We start from the raw sequence: 16,215 nt of genomic DNA on the forward strand, positions 1-16,215 counted from the left end.
CTCAGTTTCTGTAGACGATCTGCAGGACGCCCTGGGTGGAGGCACTAGGGCCGAATCCCATGGCGGTCACGCGGTAGATGTATTTGCGGTCCTTGGGCGCCGTGGTGCGGGCGCCCTCGGGGTCTTCCACCAGTTCGATCACGTAACGCGGCGGCGCGGCCGGCTGCAAACCGGCCTGCCCCGACGGAAAAGCACGGCCGGTGAACGTGCCGAAGGCCACTGATTGGGGATTCGTGGACGAGGCCAGATCCACCGTCAACCATGCGGGCGCGACGCCGGGCAGGGTGTAGCAAAGACCCAGGTTCTTGGCGCTTTGATCTCCCCCGCAACCCGGGAGGAACTTCGTGACGTCCGTGCTGCCCCGCTTGAAGACTTCCCCACGCTTGGTAACGGTGGCGGCATCGGGTTTGCCGAGGATGTCCAGCTCCGCATCGATAAGCGCTGCCTCCGCGGACTGCCACGCCACCTGCTTGTCGCGGTCGTTGCGGGTCGAGCGTTCGCCCATCATCGAGATCTGGATTCCCGCCACGCCCAGGATGGAGACCACCACCAGTATCAGCAGGACGACGATCAGCGACATGCCAGCCTCCGAGCGGCCACAGGGCGCACCGCCTCGTGCGCGTATTTCAGGCTGATATCGGGACATCATCCAGGCTCCCGCTGGTTGTTGCGCAAATGCACGGTGAAAGTGACCACCTGCCGCAGCCGGCCGTCGGCCGCGGGAGTGAACACGGTGCCGGGATCGTTGGTGGTATCGGCGAACATGCTGCCGATGGACCCTCCGCTCGACCCTTTGGCAGTGCCCAGGGGGTAGAAGGTCTGGGAGGTGCGGTCCACGGCCGAGTTCGGTGCGGCTCGCAGCACCATGCCGATCCGGATGCTGCGCACACGGCGCCAGTTTGCGGCCGACACCAGCGAATCCGACACCGTGATCTGATCGGCGCGCAGGAAACGGTCCTGAACGCTGTCCACCGTCGACGCGGCGGGCATGGTGGCATTGTTGGCGGGAATGCCGTCCACGCCGTAGAGCACCTGGAAATCCTCGACGCCGGAGATCAGGGGAAGCGGGTCGGACCGCGAGAGATTTCCCGTCGCAGGATCGCGTGTCCAGGTCGTGCACATCAGTGCGGGCTCCCCGTCATTGCTGATCGCGACATGCAGCACGCTCGTCACCCGGTCATAGCGGTCTTTCGCACCCACCTGGGGGGTATTGCCGGAGCAGTCGATCATTCCCTTGTCCGTCTTGGTGGCATCGCTGTTGGATGTCGCCGGCTGGAACCGCAGCACGAGCACGTCGCTGCCGTATCCCAGACTGCCTGAAGTGCGGGCCGTACTGGCTTCGTACCAGTTGTCTGAAGATGCGCGCGCCTTGTTGTTGAAACCATAGACGAAGGTATTGGGCACCGCAGACGGATCAAGCCCGGTGGTGCTGGCGCTTTCATCGTAGGCTGCATGGAACAGATCGCGGTAGCCCGCCTGCACGCCCAGGCGCTGGACCATGTCTTCCACAAAACGGGCGTTGTCGCGCAGTTGCGATGCAGCGTCAACGTTGTTGAAGCCCTGCCGGGCGACCACGAGGCTCACGGCCGCGGCCAGCACGATCAGCAGGCTGATGACCATGGCGACCATCAGCTCTACGAGCGTCAGGCCGTTCTGCCGTAACCGGCGGGTCACGGGATGGGAAAAGCGAGTCATAGCGAAGGGGCCCCCATCGGGTTGCCGCTCGTGACGGGAAACACCACGTAGGGATAGCTGCCGGTGGCCGTGGCGGTTTCCACGCCATCGCTGGTAGCAGACGCGCGCAGCGTGGATTTGCGGGTCCAGCCGATCTTGATCACCGCGACCTCATCCACGCCGGCAGTTCCAGCAGTGCAGTTCCATTGCGGCATGCCATTGCTGTCGTAGGGTGCCTTGTCGAAGCAGATGACCACCCGCGCGCCGGGCAGGGCAGCATCCAGCCGAGTAAGCCAATCGGTCAATTCCGCGCGCGCAACGGCCGTGCCATCAGCACAGGCGGACGACGACGCCACGCCCAGGCAGTAACTGGCGGTTGCCGGGGCCAACGGGCTTTGGAGACTGATGAGGTACGGGTTCAAGCTGGCATCACTTTTGATGCCGATCTGGTTGTTGCCGCGCATCATCTCCGCCATTTCGCGGGCCAGGTTGGCGGCCTGGGCCTGCAGGCGAGCCTCCCGCGTCGATTGCAGCGCGAAGGCCTGCACCCCGACCAGCCCCAGGATCCCGAACGAAAGCACCACGATGGACACCAGGACCTCGATCAGGGTAAACCCTGATTTCCGACGCCGCGGCGATGCCCTTTCCGCCCGCCTGCGCGAACGTAAGGAGTACAACAAACTGTTATCGGCCATGCCGGAATCTTAGGGCGGGTGCGTGCGCCTGGCGATGCCGTTCGGCAGGCCAACCCGACCAGTCGGCGCAAAATGCCGGGATGTCCACGCCTTTCTCCCCGGCCTCTCCCCCTACCGATTTCATGCAGCTTGCGCTCCGGCTGGCGGAAGAAGGGCTCTACAGGACCTCCCCCAATCCCCGCGTGGGCTGTGTACTGGTCGATGCCCGCCAGCAGATCATCGGCCAGGGATCGACCCAGCGCGCCGGAGGGCCCCATGCGGAGGTCATGGCCCTGCGCGATGCCCAGGCCCGGGGCCACGCCACCCGGGGAGCCACGGCATATGTCACCCTGGAGCCCTGCTCCCACCACGGCCGCACAGGCCCCTGCTGCGATGCGCTGGTCGAAGCTGGCATCGCCCGCGTGGTCGCCTCGCTGGGTGACCCCAACCCGCGCGTCGCTGGCCAGGGGTTCGAGCGCTTGCGCGCTGCAGGGGTCGAAGTGGAAGTGGGCCCGGGCGCGGAGGCCTCACGGGAGTTGAACATCGGATTTCTCAGCCGCATGGTGCGGCGCATGCCCTGGGTGAGGCTGAAGTCCGCCGCGTCCCTGGACGGAATCACGGCGCTGCCGGACGGGCAAAGCCAGTGGATCACCTCCGCCGCGGCGCGCGCCGACGTGCATGCCTGGCGCGCACGCGCCTGCGTGGTCCTCACCGGCGTGGGCACCGTGCTCGCGGACGATCCGCGGCTGGATGTGCGCGAGGTGCCTACCGAACGCCAGCCCTGGGTCGCGGTGCTCGACAGCCGGCTGCGCACCCCGCCGGATGCGGCACTACTGCGAGCACAGGAGCGCAGTGTGGTGGTCTATTGCGCGATCAGGGACGAATCGAAAGAGAGCGCGCTGCGCGCCTCGGGCGCGACGGTCGTTCACTTGCCCGGCCCCGACGGCCGGGTGGCGTTGCGCGACGTCATGGCAGACCTCGCGGCACGGGAAGCCAATGAGGTGCATGTGGAAGCAGGCGCCATCGCCAGCGGAGCGCTGTGCGCGGCCGGCCTGGTGGACGAGGTGCTGCTCTACCTCGCCCCCAAGCTCCTCGGACAAGGAAGAGGCATTGCGCCGTTCGGCCCGCTTCCGGACCTGGGACAGGCGCTCGGGCTCACCATCCGCTCGGTCGCCCAGGTGGGGCCGGATCTGCGGGTTTGTGCGAGGATGAACGACCGGGTATCCATAGCCTGAACCGCATCGCTTCTACCCCGCGGATCGGCACCAGACTACGGCTTGCGGGCGGCATCCACCTTGTCGCCGCTCACCCCCACCTCACCCGCCGCCTGCTGCGCCATCTCCAGATGCTGCTTCAGCTTCGGCAGGGTCTTCTGAGCGAAAGCCTTCACCTCCGGATCACGGGCATCCCGTGCACCCTTCTCGAAAAGCTCGATCGTGTCCCGGTGCGCCTGCAGGCCCATGGTTTCCATGTAGCGCTTGTCGAAGTCCGCGCCGTCGGCGATGCCCAGCAGCTTGAGCTTGCCTTCCTGCACGAGGGACGGCCCTTCGGGCACGCGCACGTTCTTGCCGGCCGCGAGGGCGGCCAGTTCCTGGTTGGCCTGGGTGTGGTCGTCCACCATCTGCTGCGCGAAGGCGCGTACCTTGGGGTTCCGGGCCTTCTGCAGCGCCAGCTGGCTGCTCTTGACCTCGGCGTGGCCGTTATGGGCGGCGTCGTCCAGAAAGGATTTGTCGGCCCGCGTCAGGCGCGATACCAGCCCTTCCGCACCGTCCACGGCCCGGGCGGCACCGGCCCGCGGCTGCTCGTGCGTGGGGGACTGGGCAGGTGGCTGGGATTGGGCGGCGGCTCCGGCCGCGTAGGCGACGCACGCCAGGGCGACGGACGCGGAAATCATCAGGTGGCGGTGGTTCATGGAGTGCTCCTTCTTGCTGTCATGAAAGGGAAAAGGAAAGGAAAGAAAAAGGAACACCCGCGCTCACGCGGAAGGCCCGGCATCGCGCGGGCCGGGCATGCCGGTCAATGCTGGCGACCGCGGTCGCGCGTCTCGCCGATCAGGGCTGCCCCCTGGCGGGACGATGGCATGGGACCTTCGGGCTGATCACCACCGTAGTCGAGGCCCAGGCCCCGTGCCGAGCCGGAGGAATCGACCGATGCGATCGGCCCGGTCTGCAGCCGGTCCGAATGCTGGTCGCCGGGGCGCTGGCGTTCGCGGTTGCCGTAGGTGCTCTCGTCGCCGCTGGCACCGAACCGGCGCGCGCCTTCGCCGGTGGCGAGGTTCTCCGCGCCGGCGGGGGTGGCGGCGGGACGGGGATCGTCGCGCATGCCGTACTGGTCGTAGTGGCCGGTGTCGCGCCGGCGCTCCTGCCCGGAAGCCGCGATGGCTTCCCGGGATGTGTCGGGCAGGGCTGGGGTGGAGGTGTCGTCAGGCTTCATGGGTGTTCTCCGGTGCGTTGGGCTGTCATTGCGTGCGCTCGCGGTTCTGTGCGAGATAGCTGCGCACGGCCTCCGCCGAATTGCCGACGGCCTGCACGGCCCTGCGCAGTTCGTACTCGTCGCAATTGAGCACGGAGGCCCAGTCGCGCACTTCGTAGTCTTCCGAGAGGTTGATGCGCCGCCGGTCCGCGCCGCCCACCTTGGTCTTGTCGTCTGCCATGAAAATCTCCTCAGCAATGCATGTGCGATGCATCCATGCTGGGCGGCTCGCCGCAGCCTGGGCGTAGGACAAGCCCCGCCGTCCATGCTGGAACTGTCACAGCAGGTTTCCGGGCCGCACATCGCACTGGAAGGCTTCTTCCAGTTGCCGCAGTGCGCTGCGCTTGCGCGTGGGGGTTTCGGCGGCGGTGCAGTCCCCGGGCACCCAGACGTCGTAGCCGAGCATCCGTGCATCGGTGGCGCTCAGCATCACGCACATGTCCGCGGCGAGGCCAGCGACGATGACGCGCCGCGTCCCCATCTGCCGCAGCAGGTGCAGCAGCGGCGTGGACTGGAAGGCGGAATGGCAGGGCTTGAGCAGGGTCAGGTCGCGCGGCCGGGGGGCCATGAGGCGGGCGAGTTCCCCACGCGCTCCGGGCAATTGCCGGCAGGCCGCGAGCAGGTCGCTGAATTCGCTGTGCCACGTGCCGTAGTTGTCATTCGCATAGATCACCGGTACGCGGCGGCTTTCCAGGCGCTCCCGCAGCCGCAGGGTGGCACGCGCAGCACGCAGGGCGCCCGGCAGGAGGTCGTCGGCACCGGGAAAGTTCAGCGGATTGACCACGTCCACGAGGAGCAGCACGTCCTGGTTGCGGGGCAGACGGGTTCGGCGCAGGGAGGCGGCGGAAGACACGGATGGGGGGACACGGGCAGTGAAGATGTCGCCAAGGATTCCCCGCCACAGCGCGCCGGCGCCGTAGGAAAGCGCCGAATCCACCGCGCATCTGTATGTCCGCAAGGACCGAGGCCGCCGGGTTGCGCGTACCCGGCCAGTTCACTCGGCCTGCGCGCCCTGCGTCTTCTGGATGACGATGCTGCCGTCCGCCTCCAGGAAAGCCAGCCGTATCGCGGACTCGTCGCAATCTGCCTCGCGCAGCGCCTTTTCCCAGTCGCTGCGCGATACCCGGTGCCGGCGCAGCGCGTCGCGGAAAACATGGCCGTCGCGCGCCACCAGCACGGCCTCGCCTTCCAGCACGGCCTCCACCGCGCGGCTGCGTGCGCTCAGGAATCCTGCGGCCGCGTTCAGTGCCATCAGCACCGCGCACACCAGCAGGCCGCCGGGCAGGGAGTTGTCGCCCCCCGTCATGGAATTGCTGGCGGCCTCGCTCAGCAGCATGATCACCAGCAGGTCGAACGGGGTGAACTGCCCCACCGTCCGCTTGCCCGAAACCCGGAGCATGCACAGCAGTGCGAGATAGACGAGCACTCCGCGCAGCACCAGTTCCAGCCAATCCACATCGAAATCCCACATGGAACCGATCCTCCCTGGCCCCATCTTGGCAAGGAAACCGGCAGCCTTCATCCGTCGCTCGCGCCACGCCGCGTAGGACGCCGCCGCCAGCTGCGGTGGTCGGCGCCTGCGCCTACAGGCCGGCCGGACCGGGGCAAATGGGCAGGGCCGCGGTTTGTCCGTATAGTCCGCCGGATGAGCAGCGAGAAGCCCCCCATCACCGGCCAGGCGCGCCCCTTCGTCGCAGAAGGCGCCCCCTCCGAAGTCGCCGAACACAAGGACGACATCTTTTTCGCGGCCATCGAAACCACGCGGATGCCGATGCTGGTCACCGATCCGCGGCAGCCCGACAACCCCATCGTGTTCTGCAACCGCGCCTTCGTCGCGATGACGGGCTACCAGCCGCAGGACATCCTCGGGCACAACTGCCGGTTCCTCCAGGGCCCCGCCACCGACCGCAACACCGTCGCGGCCCTGCGCGAGGCCATCGAGCAGCGGCGCGAGATCTCGCTGGAGCTGCTCAACTACCGCAAGGACGGCTCCACGTTCTGGAATGCGCTGTTCATCTCGCCGGTCTACAACGCGCGCGGCGAGCTGGTCTATTTCTTCGCTTCCCAGCTCGACGTGAGCCGGCGCCGCGACGCCGAGGAAGCGCTGTCGCAGGCACAGAAGATGGAGGCGCTCGGCCAGCTGACCGGCGGCATCTCGCACGATTTCAACAACCTGCTGCAGGTCATGTCCGGCCACCTGGACGTGATGCGCGTGCGCAACCGCAGCCAGAAGCTCACCCGCGAGGACATCGACCGCTCCATCGACAGCATCCGCAGTGCCGTCGGCAAGGCGTCCACGCTCACGCAGCAGCTGCTGGCGTTCTCGCGCAAGCAGAAGCTCCAGGGCCGGGTCGTCAGCCTGAACGCGCTGGCCACGGGCATGGCCTCGCTGGCCGAACGCACCCTGGGCGAAGCCATCCAGATCGACTACGTGCTCGGCGACGACGTGCCCAATTGCGAACTGGACACCACGCAGCTGGAAGTGGCGGTGCTCAACCTGCTGCTCAACTCCCGCGACGCCATGCCCAACGGCGGCCACATCCGGGTCGAGACGCGCGGCATCGAACTGCACGCCCAGGACGGCCACGCCTTCTCCGGCCTGCCGCCGGGCCCCTATGCCACCCTGTCGGTGACCGACACCGGTGCGGGCATCCCGGCCGACATGGTGCCGCGCGTGATGGACCCGTTCTTCACCACCAAGGAAGAAGGCAAGGGCACCGGCCTGGGGCTGTCCATGGTGTACGGTTTCGCCAAGCAGTCGGGCGGAGCCGTCACGATCTATTCCGAAGTCGGCGTGGGTACCACGGTGCGCATGTACTTCCCCGCCGTGCACGGGCGCACGCACCCCGAACTGGTGGAGACGCTCGCCCCCCATGCGCGCGGCGGCACGGAAACCGTGCTGGTCGTGGACGACCGCGTCGAAGTGGCCGACCTCGCCCAGGCCATGCTGGAGGGCCTGGGGTACACGGTCCACGTGGCGCACAGCGCGCACGCGGCCCTCAAGCTCGTGCGCTCCCTGGAGCCGTCCGCGCTGCCTCACCTGCTCTTCACCGACGTGGTGATGCCCGGTGGCCTGAACGGCTACGAACTGGCCCGCGAGATGCGCAAGACGGTGGCGGGCATCCATATCCTGCTGACCACGGGATTCGACCGCGACATGGGCAGCCTCGCCAACGTCGCGCCCACCGAATTCGAGATCCTGAAGAAGCCCTACCGCCTGGCGGATCTCGCCCGGCGCGTGCGCATGGTGCTCGACGGCGCCACCGGCACCAAGACCTGAACCCGCGGTGGCAGCCGCGGGACGCCGGCGCGCCGGTGTCCTGCAATCCAAATGGGAGGCCGCCGCGTACAGCCCGGAACCAGGCGGGCCACCCGGCACGCCGCACGCCGGAGCCCCTCGCATGCTGCAGAACACCGCCACCGCCATCCGCCTCGTCGAACGGGGCCTGCTCCCCGACCGGCTCGTACGGCACGGCATCCGCCGGCTGCTGAAAGACCGGCTCGCCGAACTGCGCAGCGGCGACGGGGTATCCGCGGCGGAACAGACCCAGGCCTTCCTGGAGCGCATCCGCTCGGCGCCGCTCGCGCTGGTTCCCGAGAAAGCCAACGAGCAGCATTACGAGGTGCCTGCGGAATTCTTCGGCAAGGTGCTTGGGCCCCACCGCAAGTACAGCTGCTGCCTCTGGGCGGCCGGCACCACGACCCTGGAGCAGGCCGAGGAAGCCGCCCTCGCCGAGACTTGCGAGCATGCCGGCCTGCAGGACGGGCAGCGCATCCTCGAACTGGGCTGCGGCTGGGGCTCGCTGACGCTGTGGATGGCGGCGCGCTACCCGGCCAGCACGATCACGGCCATTTCCAATTCGCACTCCCAGCGCCAGTACATCGAGGCCGAAGCCGCGCGGCGGGGACTGAGCAATGTGCGCGTGCAGACCTGCGACTTCAACGTCTTCGACACCGCGGAGCGCTTCGACCGGATCGTGTCGGTGGAAATGTTCGAGCACCTGCGCAACTGGCCCCGCGCCTTCTCGCACGTGGCACGCTGGCTGGCCGACGACGGCCGCTTCTTCATGCACGTGTTCACCCACCGGGAGGCGCCCTACCCGTTCGTCGCCCGCGATGCCAGCGACTGGATGAGCGAGCATTTCTTCTCGGGCGGCATGATGCCCAGCGACGACCTGGCCCTGCACTGCCAGGACGACCTGCGCGTTGCGCGGCGCTGGCGATGGGACGGCACACACTACGCGAAGACATCGCGGGCGTGGCTGGACAACATGGACGCGCACCACGCGGAGCTCCAGCCGCTGTTCCTGCAGGTGTACGGCCCCGACGCTGATACCTGGTGGACGCGCTGGCGGCTCTTTTTCCTGGCCGTCGAAGAACTCTTCGCCTACGGCGACGGGCAGCAGTGGTGGGTCAGCCACTACCTGTTCGACAAGCGGCCCGCGCACGGCGCGGCCTGACGAAAACGGGAGGCCGGCATGGCGGACTTCTTTGGCACAGACGCCTCCTGGCAAGCCGCGCTGGGCGGCCTGGCATGGACCGTCGCCGTGGCGCTGGCCACCTGGGCCGTCAGCCTGGCACGCCGCGATGCGAGCCTGGTAGACCGGGTCTGGGGCCCGATGATCGCCGGGGCCGGCGTGGTGTATGCCCTGCGGCTGAACCCCGCCTCGGAGGGCGGTGCGGCGTGGTGGGTCGTCGGCGTGGCGGCCGCCTGGGCGGCCCGGCTCGCCGTCTTCATCACGCTGCGCAACTGGGGCCACGGCGAGGACCGCCGCTACCAGGCCATGCGGGAACGCCACGGCGAGCGCTTCGGGCTCAGGAGCCTGTACCTGGTCTTCGGCCTGCAGGCGGTGCTGGCATGGGTGGTATCCGCCCCGCTTTTCGCCGCGGCGGCGTTCCTCCGCCCGGGGCCTGCCTGGCAGGCCCTGCCCGGCCTGGCCGTGGCGGTTTTCGGCCTGGTGTTCGAGGCCGTGGGGGACGCACAGATGGCCCGGTTCAAGCGCCAGGGCGGGCGTGGGGATCGGGTGATGGACCAGGGCCTGTGGCGCTACACCCGGCACCCCAACTACTTCGGCGAGGCCTGCGTGTGGTGGGGCCTCTGGCTGGCGGCCCTGGGGCTGGCCGGCCTGCCGGCGTTCTGGAGCATCGTCTCCCCCCTGCTCATGACCACCCTGCTCCTGCGGGTCTCCGGGGTGGCACTGCTCGAAAAGGACATGCACTCGCGCAGGCCGGCCTACCGCGAGTACCAGCGCCGCACGAGCGCCTTCATACCGATGCCGCCGCGGTCCGGGAGGCCCTCGTGAACGGGCCCGCGCGCTCCCGGCGCCCGCGGGCCGCCGCGCTGGCCTGGAGGCTGGTGCCCGGTCTGCTGCTGGCAGCAGCCACGGCGGGCGCCCATGCGCAGGGTTCGACGGAGCAGCAATGGAACTTCACCGTGTCGCTGGACGGCAGCCCGATCGGCGAGCACCGGTTCCGGCTCGGCGCCCTGGAGGGCGGCAGCCGCCAGCTGGAAAGCTCGGCACGCTTCACGGTGAAAATGCTGGGCATCGCGGTATACCGGTACCGGCATGAAGCCCGGGAGCAGTGGCGTGGCAACTGCCTGAGGCGCATCGCGGCCGACACCGACGACGACGGAGAACGCAGCACGGTGCGCCAGGAATTCGCGCCGGACGGCCCCTGCACGCGCAGCTTCGCCTACTGGAATCCGGCCATCCTGGACTCCCGGCAACTGCTGGACCCGCAGAGCGGGAAGCTCGAGCCGGTGCAGGTATCCCGCGAGGAAGACGGCTCCATCACCGTGCGCGGCCAGCCCCGCGCGGCAACGCGCTGGCGCATCGCCGGGCCCCGCAACCCCATCGACGTCTGGTACGCCGCCGACACCGGCGAATGGGTGGGGCTGGATTCCACCGTGCGCGGCGGACGCAAGCTCAGCTACCGGCTTCCATGACGATATCCGCCCCCCGCCGCACCACCGCATTCCCCTCCATCCCCATCTTCCGAAAGCCGACCATGCCACGCACCTATGCCATCGCCTACGCCGCCACCGCCCTCGCCTTCCTCGCGCTGGATTCCGTGTGGCTCGGCACCATGGCCCAGCGCCTGTACCGCCCCAACATCGGTCACCTCATGCAGGAAGGCGTCTCCATCACCCCCGCGGTGGTGTTCTACCTGCTGTACGTGGCGGGCATGGTCTTTTTCGCCGTCGTGCCGGGCGTGGAAAAGCAGAGCTGGCAGCAGGCCCTGGGCCTGGGCGCTGCGCTCGGGCTGGTGGCCTATGCCACCTTCGGGCTGACCAACCAGGCCGTGCTGCGCGACTGGCCCTGGCAGGTCACCGCGATGGACATGGCCTGGGGCACGGTCGCCACCGGGGCCGCCAGCGCGATCGCCTGCGCGGTGGTCCTGCGGTGGTTTCCGCCCGCGTCGGCCTGACCTACATTCCCACCAGGCTGCCCGCCAGCCTCGCCAGCACTCCGTCGAAGCGCAGGCGGCCATCGACGGCCGCCAGGCAGATGCAGTCCCCCGGCCCCTGCACCACCGGCTGGTGGTGCACGTTGCCATCGGCGGCATCGAAATCCCCCGCGCCGAACAGAGCATGTCCGTCATGGAAGGCGCCGTGCAGCACCTGCGTCCATTCCAGACCGCCGTGGGTATGGGAGGGCAGGCTGCGGCCGGGGCCGATGCGCAGCAGGAACACGTTCACGTCGCCGGCCGGCGGCGAGAGGGGGCGGCTCCAGCGCATGCCCGGGGCGATCCATTTCCAGGGCGAAAACGCAACGCCGCGCAGCGCCTGCGGCCACGGTGCTCCCGCAGGCCAGTCGGGGCCGCCCGCCACGGGCGTGGTGGCCGCACCCGGCCGGCGTGCCTCGTCGCCGGGAAGGACATCGATGGCGCCCAGCACGCGGGACAGCGCGTCGGGCCTCAGCGTCTCGGGCGGCAGGGACTCCAGCAACACGCCGCCGACCGCCTCCAGGGCCCTGAGGCGCTGCCCGCACTGCGGGCACATCTCGGCATGCACCGAAGCCAGCAGCGCCGGCCCCGGCTGAAGCCGCCCCGCGGCCAGGTCAAGGAGCAGGTCATCTCCAGGGTGGTGGTGGATCGTCATGGCGCATGGGCGCCGAGCAGACGGCGCAGGTGGCGTACGGCCAGGCGCACGCGGGATTTCACGGTCCCCAGCGGGATGCCGAGATCCTCGGCGATCCGGGCGTGGGGCTGGTCCTCGAAGAAGGAGCGGCGCAGCACCTGCGCCTGTTCAGGGGCGAGCGACTCGATCGCCCGCCGCACGTCGTTTTCGCACTGGGCTGCGTAGGCCAGTTCCTCGGGGCCATCGTCGTCCATCGCGATGTCGAGCCCCTCGTCGTTGTCGGACAGTTGGTTGGACTTGCGGCGCAGATGGTCGATGCGCAGGTTCCGCGCGATGGTGAACACCCAGGTGGAGACACCCGCATGGGCCGGATCGAAGGTGCCTGCCCTGCGCCAGAGATTGACCATCGCTTCCTGCGCGAGGTCTTCCGCCACGCCCTCGGCCAGGCCAAGGCGCATCAGGTAGGCCTTCACCCGCGGGGCGAAGTGCTTGAACAGCGCCGCGAAGGCCTGCCGGTCCCCGTGCTCGGCCACGGCTCGCACCAGGGCGATCCAGGCTTCCGACGAAGGCGATGAAGGCAGTCCTTCGGTGTGATACTTCGACACAATCGACAGGTAGGGAGGCAGAGCGGAGGCGGTCCTCGCGGGAGGCTGCTCTGCCAGGGGCTTGCGGACGATGGTCATGGTGCTGCCATTACGCAGCGATGGGCGGATTAGATCACGCTCCGCGGCATCGCAATCCAAGAGCCCGGCAGATGCGTACAGCACGGCAGCATCCGAGGACTCCAATGAGAACAACACCAGACATGTCCGCCGCTGGCGGCGGCTCAGCAGGCGGAGCACCCCGCAACGGCCCGCTCGACATCGCCGTCATCGGCAGCGGTATCTCCGGCCTGGCCGCAGCCTGGCTGCTGGCCAGCCGCCACCGGGTGACCGTGTACGAGGCCGATGCGCGCCCCGGCGGCCACAGCCATACCGTGGAGGTACCGGGCCCCTCCGGCACCGTGGCCGTCGATACCGGGTTCATCGTCTACAACGAATCGGCCTACCCCAACCTGACGGCCCTGTTCGCGCACCTCGGGGTGGAAACCGTTGCCACCGACATGTCGTTCGGAGTCAGCATGGACGGCGGAGCGCTGGAATATTCCGGCTCCGGCCTGTCCGGCCTGTTCGCGCAGCGCGCCAACCTGCTGCGCCCGCGCTTCTGGTCCATGCTCCGGGATCTGGTGCGCTTCTACCGCCTCGCCCCGGGCGACGCGCAGGAGATGGGGCTGCTGCCCCTGGATGAATACCTGGACCGCCGCGGCTTCGGCCGCGCCTTCCGCGAAGACCACCTCTACCCCATGGCGGCGGCCATCTGGTCCACCCCTGCCGCACGCATCGGCGAGTACCCCACCGAGTCCTTCGTCCGGTTCTGCGAGAACCACCAGTTGCTCAACCTGGGCCACCGGCCCGCATGGCGCACGGTCCGGGGCGGCAGCCGCCGCTATGTGGAAAAGCTCGTGGCCGCCCTGGGACAGGACGGCCTGTCGCTCGAACGGGCGGCCGTGGAGGTCCGCCGCACGGAAGGCGGCATCCATGTCCGCACCGCCGATGCGCGGGAATCGCGCCGCCACGACCATGTGGTGATCGCGGCCCATGCCGACCAGGCGCTGCGCCTGCTGCCCGATGCCACGCCGGAGGAGTCGCGCTGGCTGGGCGCGTTCGGCTACAGCCGCAACCGCACCGTTCTGCACAGCGACCCGGCCCTGATGCCGCTCCGCCGCGCGGTCTGGTCCAGCTGGAACTACGCCAGCGACCGCAGCCTGGCGGACGGCCTGAGCGTGACTTACTGGATGAACCGGCTCCAGCACCTGCCCGATGACCTGCCGCTGTTCGTGACGCTGAACCCGGTCCGCGAACCCGATCCCCGCCACGTGCTGCACACGCAAACGTACGAACACCCCATCTTCGACGGCAACGCGCTGCGCGCCCAGCGGCAGTTGTGGAGCCTCCAGGGACAGCGGCGCACCTGGTTCTGCGGCGCGTATTTCGGCGCGGGCTTCCACGAGGATGGTTTGCAGGCGGGCCTCGCCGTGGCGGAGGCCCTGGGCGGTGTGCGGCGCCCCTGGACCGTGCCGAACGAATCGGGCCGGATCCACTGCGCGCCGGCGCATGCGCCCGGAGCACCGGCATGATTCCCGCGACCGTGCCCGTGCCGGGAAGCGCCCTGTGCGTCGGGGAAGTCACGCACCAGCGCCACCGCCCCGCACGCCACCGCCTGCGCTACCGCGTCCATGCGCTCTGGCTGGACGTGGACGAACTGCCGGAGCTGGCGCGCCGTCTGCGTCTCTTCTCCCTCAACCGCTTCAACCTGTTCAGCCTGCACGAGCGGGACTACGGTCCGGGCACGGGCGAGACCCTGCGCAGCCACGTGGAGCGCCAGCTCGCCGCGGCGGGCATCCTGACGGGCATCGGCCCCATCCGCATGCTGACCATGCCGCGCATCCTGGGATACGCCTTCAATCCGCTCACGGTATATGCCTGCCACCGGCCCGACGGCGGCCTGCTCGCAGTGCTCTACGAAGTGAACAACACCTTCGGCGAGCGCCACAGCTACCTGGTGGCGGTGCCCGGTGCGCAGGCGCACGAGGCACGGCAGCGCCATGGATGCGGCAAGTCCTTCCATGTCTCGCCCTTCCTGCCCCTGTCCCTGCGCTATGCATTCGACCTGCGGCGCCCGCAGGTCCCCGGCGACGGGCTGTCGCTCGGCGTGACGGCCGGCGACGCCGCCGGCCCCGTGCTCCACGCGGCATGGCGGCTGCGCATGCGCCCCCTGACGGACGGCGCGCTCGTCCGCGCCTTCTTCACGCATCCCCTGCTCACGCTGAAGGTGATGGGCGCGATCCACTGGGAGGCCCTGCAGATCTGGCTCAAGGGCGTGCAAGTCCATGCCAAGCCGCCGGCCCCCGAGCGGCACCTCACCATCATCCGCCCCGAAGAAACATGACGCCCTCCTCCACCTCGCCCACGAAGGCCGCGAGCGGCCTGTCCACGGAATCGTCCGTCCACCACCTGCCGCATGCGCGGCGCTCCGCCCGCCGGCCCTGGCTGCACCGCCCCCTGGAACGTCTGCTGCGCCGTCTGCTCTCCAGCATGGCCTGCGGGTCGCTCTCGGTGCACCTGCCGGACGGCAGGGCCCTGCATGGTGCCGGCGCAGAGCCCGGACCGCAGGCGGCCCTGGTCCTGCACGGGTGGAAGCCCGTGTGGCGGCTGCTGGCCGGCGGCGACCTCGGCCTGGCGGAGGGATACCGCCAGGGTGAATGGTCCACGCCGGACCTCACAGCCCTGCTGGAGTGCGGCAGCCGCAACGAGGCCCCCTGGAGCCGTGCCACCGGAGGCGGCTGGCCGGCACGCTGGGCGGGCCGGCTGCGCCACCTGCTGCGCTCCAACTCCCGCGGCGGAAGCCGGCGCAACATCGCCTTCCACTACGACCTGGGCAACGACTTCTACGCCCAGTGGCTGGACCCCTCGATGCTCTACTCCAGCGCGATCTATCCCACGGGAACGGAATCGCTCGAGGCGGCCCAGGCCGTGAAGCTGGAGCGCATCGCGCAGCACCTGCCCCTGCAGCCCGGCGACAACGTGCTGGAAATCGGCTGCGGCTGGGGCGCGCTGGCGCAGGACATGGCCCGGCGAGGCGCCCGGGTGACGGGCATCACGCTGTCTTCAGAGCAGTTGCGCTTCGCGCAGGAGCGCACGCGGCAGGCGGGACTGCAGGACGCCGTGGAACTGCGGCTGCAGGACTACCGGGACGTGCCCGGCACCTTCGACCACATCGTCTCCATCGAGATGCTGGAGGCCGTCGGCGAATCCTACTGGCCCACCTACTTCGCCACCCTGCGCGACCGCCTGCGGCCGGGCGGGCGCGCCGTACTCCAGGTGATCACCATCGCGGACCGCCACTTCGAGCACTACCGTTCGGGGGCGGACTTCATCCAGCGGTACATCTTCCCGGGCGGCATGCTGCCCTCGCCTTCGGTGCTGGCAAGCCAGGCAGCGGGTGCAGGCCTGCGCATCCGCTCCAGCGAGACCTTCGGCCCCGACTACGCCACCACCCTGGCCCAATGGCGCCAGCGCTTCCAGTCCGCCTGGCCATCCATCGAGCCACTGGGCTTCGACGAGCCGTTCCGCAGGCTCTGGGAGTACTACCTGTGCTATTGCGAAGCCGGGTTCCGCACGGGACACATCGACGTGGGCCTCTATACCCTCGAGCACGCCGGCAGTTGAGCAGTCCGCCCGGGGCAGCGCCCCACCGTACCGCCCTGCAGCCGCG

The 16,215-nt window shown here is 69.1% G+C and carries 19 protein-coding genes; 9 read left to right on the top strand and 10 right to left on the bottom strand.

What is annotated here, in order from left to right; genetic code table 11:
- Window position 1: 1 nt before the first annotated feature.
- The 3 genes from ACGHC0_RS18240 to pilV form a co-directional block, all read right to left on the bottom strand.
- A complete protein-coding gene (locus tag ACGHC0_RS18240) occupies window positions 2-580 on the bottom strand; it encodes a pilus assembly PilX family protein (protein ID WP_013595852.1) in 579 nt (192 codons plus the stop codon).
- Window positions 581-645: 65 nt separating this feature from the next.
- Window positions 646-1,695, bottom strand: coding sequence for a PilW family protein (locus ACGHC0_RS18245; RefSeq protein WP_013595853.1), 1,050 nt, complete (start codon window positions 1,693-1,695; stop codon window positions 646-648).
- Window positions 1,692-2,369: a type IV pilus modification protein PilV gene (pilV, locus tag ACGHC0_RS18250; RefSeq protein WP_368352319.1), complete on the bottom strand. Its 678-nt coding sequence runs from the start codon at window positions 2,367-2,369 to the stop codon at window positions 1,692-1,694. Before pilV ends, ACGHC0_RS18245 begins: the two co-directional genes overlap by 4 nt.
- Before the next feature lie 80 nt (window positions 2,370-2,449).
- Between pilV and ribD the strand changes: the two genes are divergently transcribed.
- Window positions 2,450-3,583, top strand: a complete 1,134-nt coding sequence (gene ribD, locus ACGHC0_RS18255; RefSeq protein ID WP_405045302.1) for a bifunctional diaminohydroxyphosphoribosylaminopyrimidine deaminase/5-amino-6-(5-phosphoribosylamino)uracil reductase RibD — start codon at window positions 2,450-2,452, stop codon at window positions 3,581-3,583.
- 35 nt (window positions 3,584-3,618) lie between these two features.
- On the opposite strand, the gene ACGHC0_RS18260 is transcribed toward ribD, so the two are convergent.
- From ACGHC0_RS18260 to ACGHC0_RS18280, 5 genes are all read right to left on the bottom strand, one after another.
- The gene (locus tag ACGHC0_RS18260) at window positions 3,619-4,260 is read right to left on the bottom strand and encodes a DUF4142 domain-containing protein (RefSeq protein WP_368352321.1); all 642 of its coding nucleotides are present in this window, start codon (window positions 4,258-4,260) and stop codon (window positions 3,619-3,621) included.
- Window positions 4,261-4,364: 104 nt separating this feature from the next.
- Window positions 4,365-4,781, bottom strand: a complete 417-nt coding sequence (locus ACGHC0_RS18265; RefSeq protein WP_368352322.1) for a hypothetical protein — start codon at window positions 4,779-4,781, stop codon at window positions 4,365-4,367.
- Between the two features lie 25 nt (window positions 4,782-4,806).
- Window positions 4,807-5,001, bottom strand: coding sequence for a DUF3606 domain-containing protein (locus ACGHC0_RS18270; RefSeq protein ID WP_368352323.1), 195 nt, complete (start codon window positions 4,999-5,001; stop codon window positions 4,807-4,809).
- A gap of 96 nt (window positions 5,002-5,097) precedes the next feature.
- Window positions 5,098-5,673: a cysteine hydrolase family protein gene (locus ACGHC0_RS18275; protein WP_368352324.1), complete on the bottom strand. Its 576-nt coding sequence runs from the start codon at window positions 5,671-5,673 to the stop codon at window positions 5,098-5,100.
- 141 nt (window positions 5,674-5,814) lie between these two features.
- Window positions 5,815-6,291, bottom strand: a complete 477-nt coding sequence (locus ACGHC0_RS18280; RefSeq protein WP_415266393.1) for a DUF421 domain-containing protein — start codon at window positions 6,289-6,291, stop codon at window positions 5,815-5,817.
- 174 nt (window positions 6,292-6,465) lie between these two features.
- On the opposite strand from ACGHC0_RS18280, the gene ACGHC0_RS18285 reads away from it, so the two are divergent.
- The 5 genes from ACGHC0_RS18285 (at window position 6,466) to ACGHC0_RS18305 (ending at window position 11,249) form a co-directional block, all read left to right on the top strand.
- A complete protein-coding gene (locus tag ACGHC0_RS18285) occupies window positions 6,466-8,100 on the top strand; it encodes a hybrid sensor histidine kinase/response regulator (RefSeq protein WP_368352325.1) in 1,635 nt (544 codons plus the stop codon).
- A 121-nt stretch (window positions 8,101-8,221) separates the two neighbouring features.
- A complete protein-coding gene (locus tag ACGHC0_RS18290) occupies window positions 8,222-9,280 on the top strand; it encodes an SAM-dependent methyltransferase (RefSeq protein WP_368352326.1) in 1,059 nt (352 codons plus the stop codon).
- Window positions 9,281-9,298: 18 nt separating this feature from the next.
- The gene (locus ACGHC0_RS18295) at window positions 9,299-10,123 is read left to right on the top strand and encodes a DUF1295 domain-containing protein (RefSeq protein WP_368352327.1); all 825 of its coding nucleotides are present in this window, start codon (window positions 9,299-9,301) and stop codon (window positions 10,121-10,123) included.
- Window positions 10,120-10,767, top strand: a complete 648-nt coding sequence (locus ACGHC0_RS18300) for a DUF6134 family protein (protein ID WP_368352328.1) — start codon at window positions 10,120-10,122, stop codon at window positions 10,765-10,767. The genes ACGHC0_RS18295 and ACGHC0_RS18300 overlap by 4 nt, the downstream gene beginning before the upstream one ends.
- 62 nt (window positions 10,768-10,829) lie before the next feature.
- Complete coding sequence (locus ACGHC0_RS18305; RefSeq protein WP_368352329.1) at window positions 10,830-11,249, top strand: DUF2177 family protein; 420 nt, start codon at window positions 10,830-10,832, stop codon at window positions 11,247-11,249.
- Window position 11,250: 1 nt separating this feature from the next.
- Here ACGHC0_RS18305 and ACGHC0_RS18310 read toward each other — a convergent pair whose 3' ends face one another.
- Both ACGHC0_RS18310 and ACGHC0_RS18315 read right to left on the bottom strand, forming a co-directional pair.
- A complete protein-coding gene (locus ACGHC0_RS18310) occupies window positions 11,251-11,922 on the bottom strand; it encodes a ChrR family anti-sigma-E factor (protein ID WP_368352330.1) in 672 nt (223 codons plus the stop codon).
- The gene (locus ACGHC0_RS18315; protein ID WP_368352331.1) at window positions 11,919-12,584 is read right to left on the bottom strand and encodes a sigma-70 family RNA polymerase sigma factor; all 666 of its coding nucleotides are present in this window, start codon (window positions 12,582-12,584) and stop codon (window positions 11,919-11,921) included. Before ACGHC0_RS18315 ends, ACGHC0_RS18310 begins: the two co-directional genes overlap by 4 nt.
- Before the next feature lie 104 nt (window positions 12,585-12,688).
- Here ACGHC0_RS18315 and ACGHC0_RS18320 point away from each other — a divergent pair, with 104 nt between their 5' ends.
- Genes ACGHC0_RS18320 through ACGHC0_RS18330 form a run of 3 tightly spaced genes read left to right on the top strand, consistent with a single transcriptional unit; the run spans window position 12,689 to window position 16,169 of the window.
- Complete coding sequence (locus tag ACGHC0_RS18320) at window positions 12,689-14,077, top strand: NAD(P)/FAD-dependent oxidoreductase (protein ID WP_368352332.1); 1,389 nt, start codon at window positions 12,689-12,691, stop codon at window positions 14,075-14,077.
- On the top strand, window positions 14,074-14,889 hold the full coding sequence (locus ACGHC0_RS18325; RefSeq protein ID WP_368352333.1) for a DUF1365 domain-containing protein: 816 nt from the start codon (window positions 14,074-14,076) through the stop codon (window positions 14,887-14,889). Before ACGHC0_RS18320 ends, ACGHC0_RS18325 begins: the two co-directional genes overlap by 4 nt.
- Window positions 14,886-16,169: a class I SAM-dependent methyltransferase gene (locus ACGHC0_RS18330; protein WP_415266394.1), complete on the top strand. Its 1,284-nt coding sequence runs from the start codon at window positions 14,886-14,888 to the stop codon at window positions 16,167-16,169. The genes ACGHC0_RS18325 and ACGHC0_RS18330 overlap by 4 nt, the downstream gene beginning before the upstream one ends.
- Window positions 16,170-16,215 lie beyond the last annotated feature (46 nt).

Source organism: Acidovorax sacchari (assembly GCF_042847045.1).
Lineage (GTDB): Bacteria > Pseudomonadota > Gammaproteobacteria > Burkholderiales > Burkholderiaceae_C > Paracidovorax > Paracidovorax sacchari.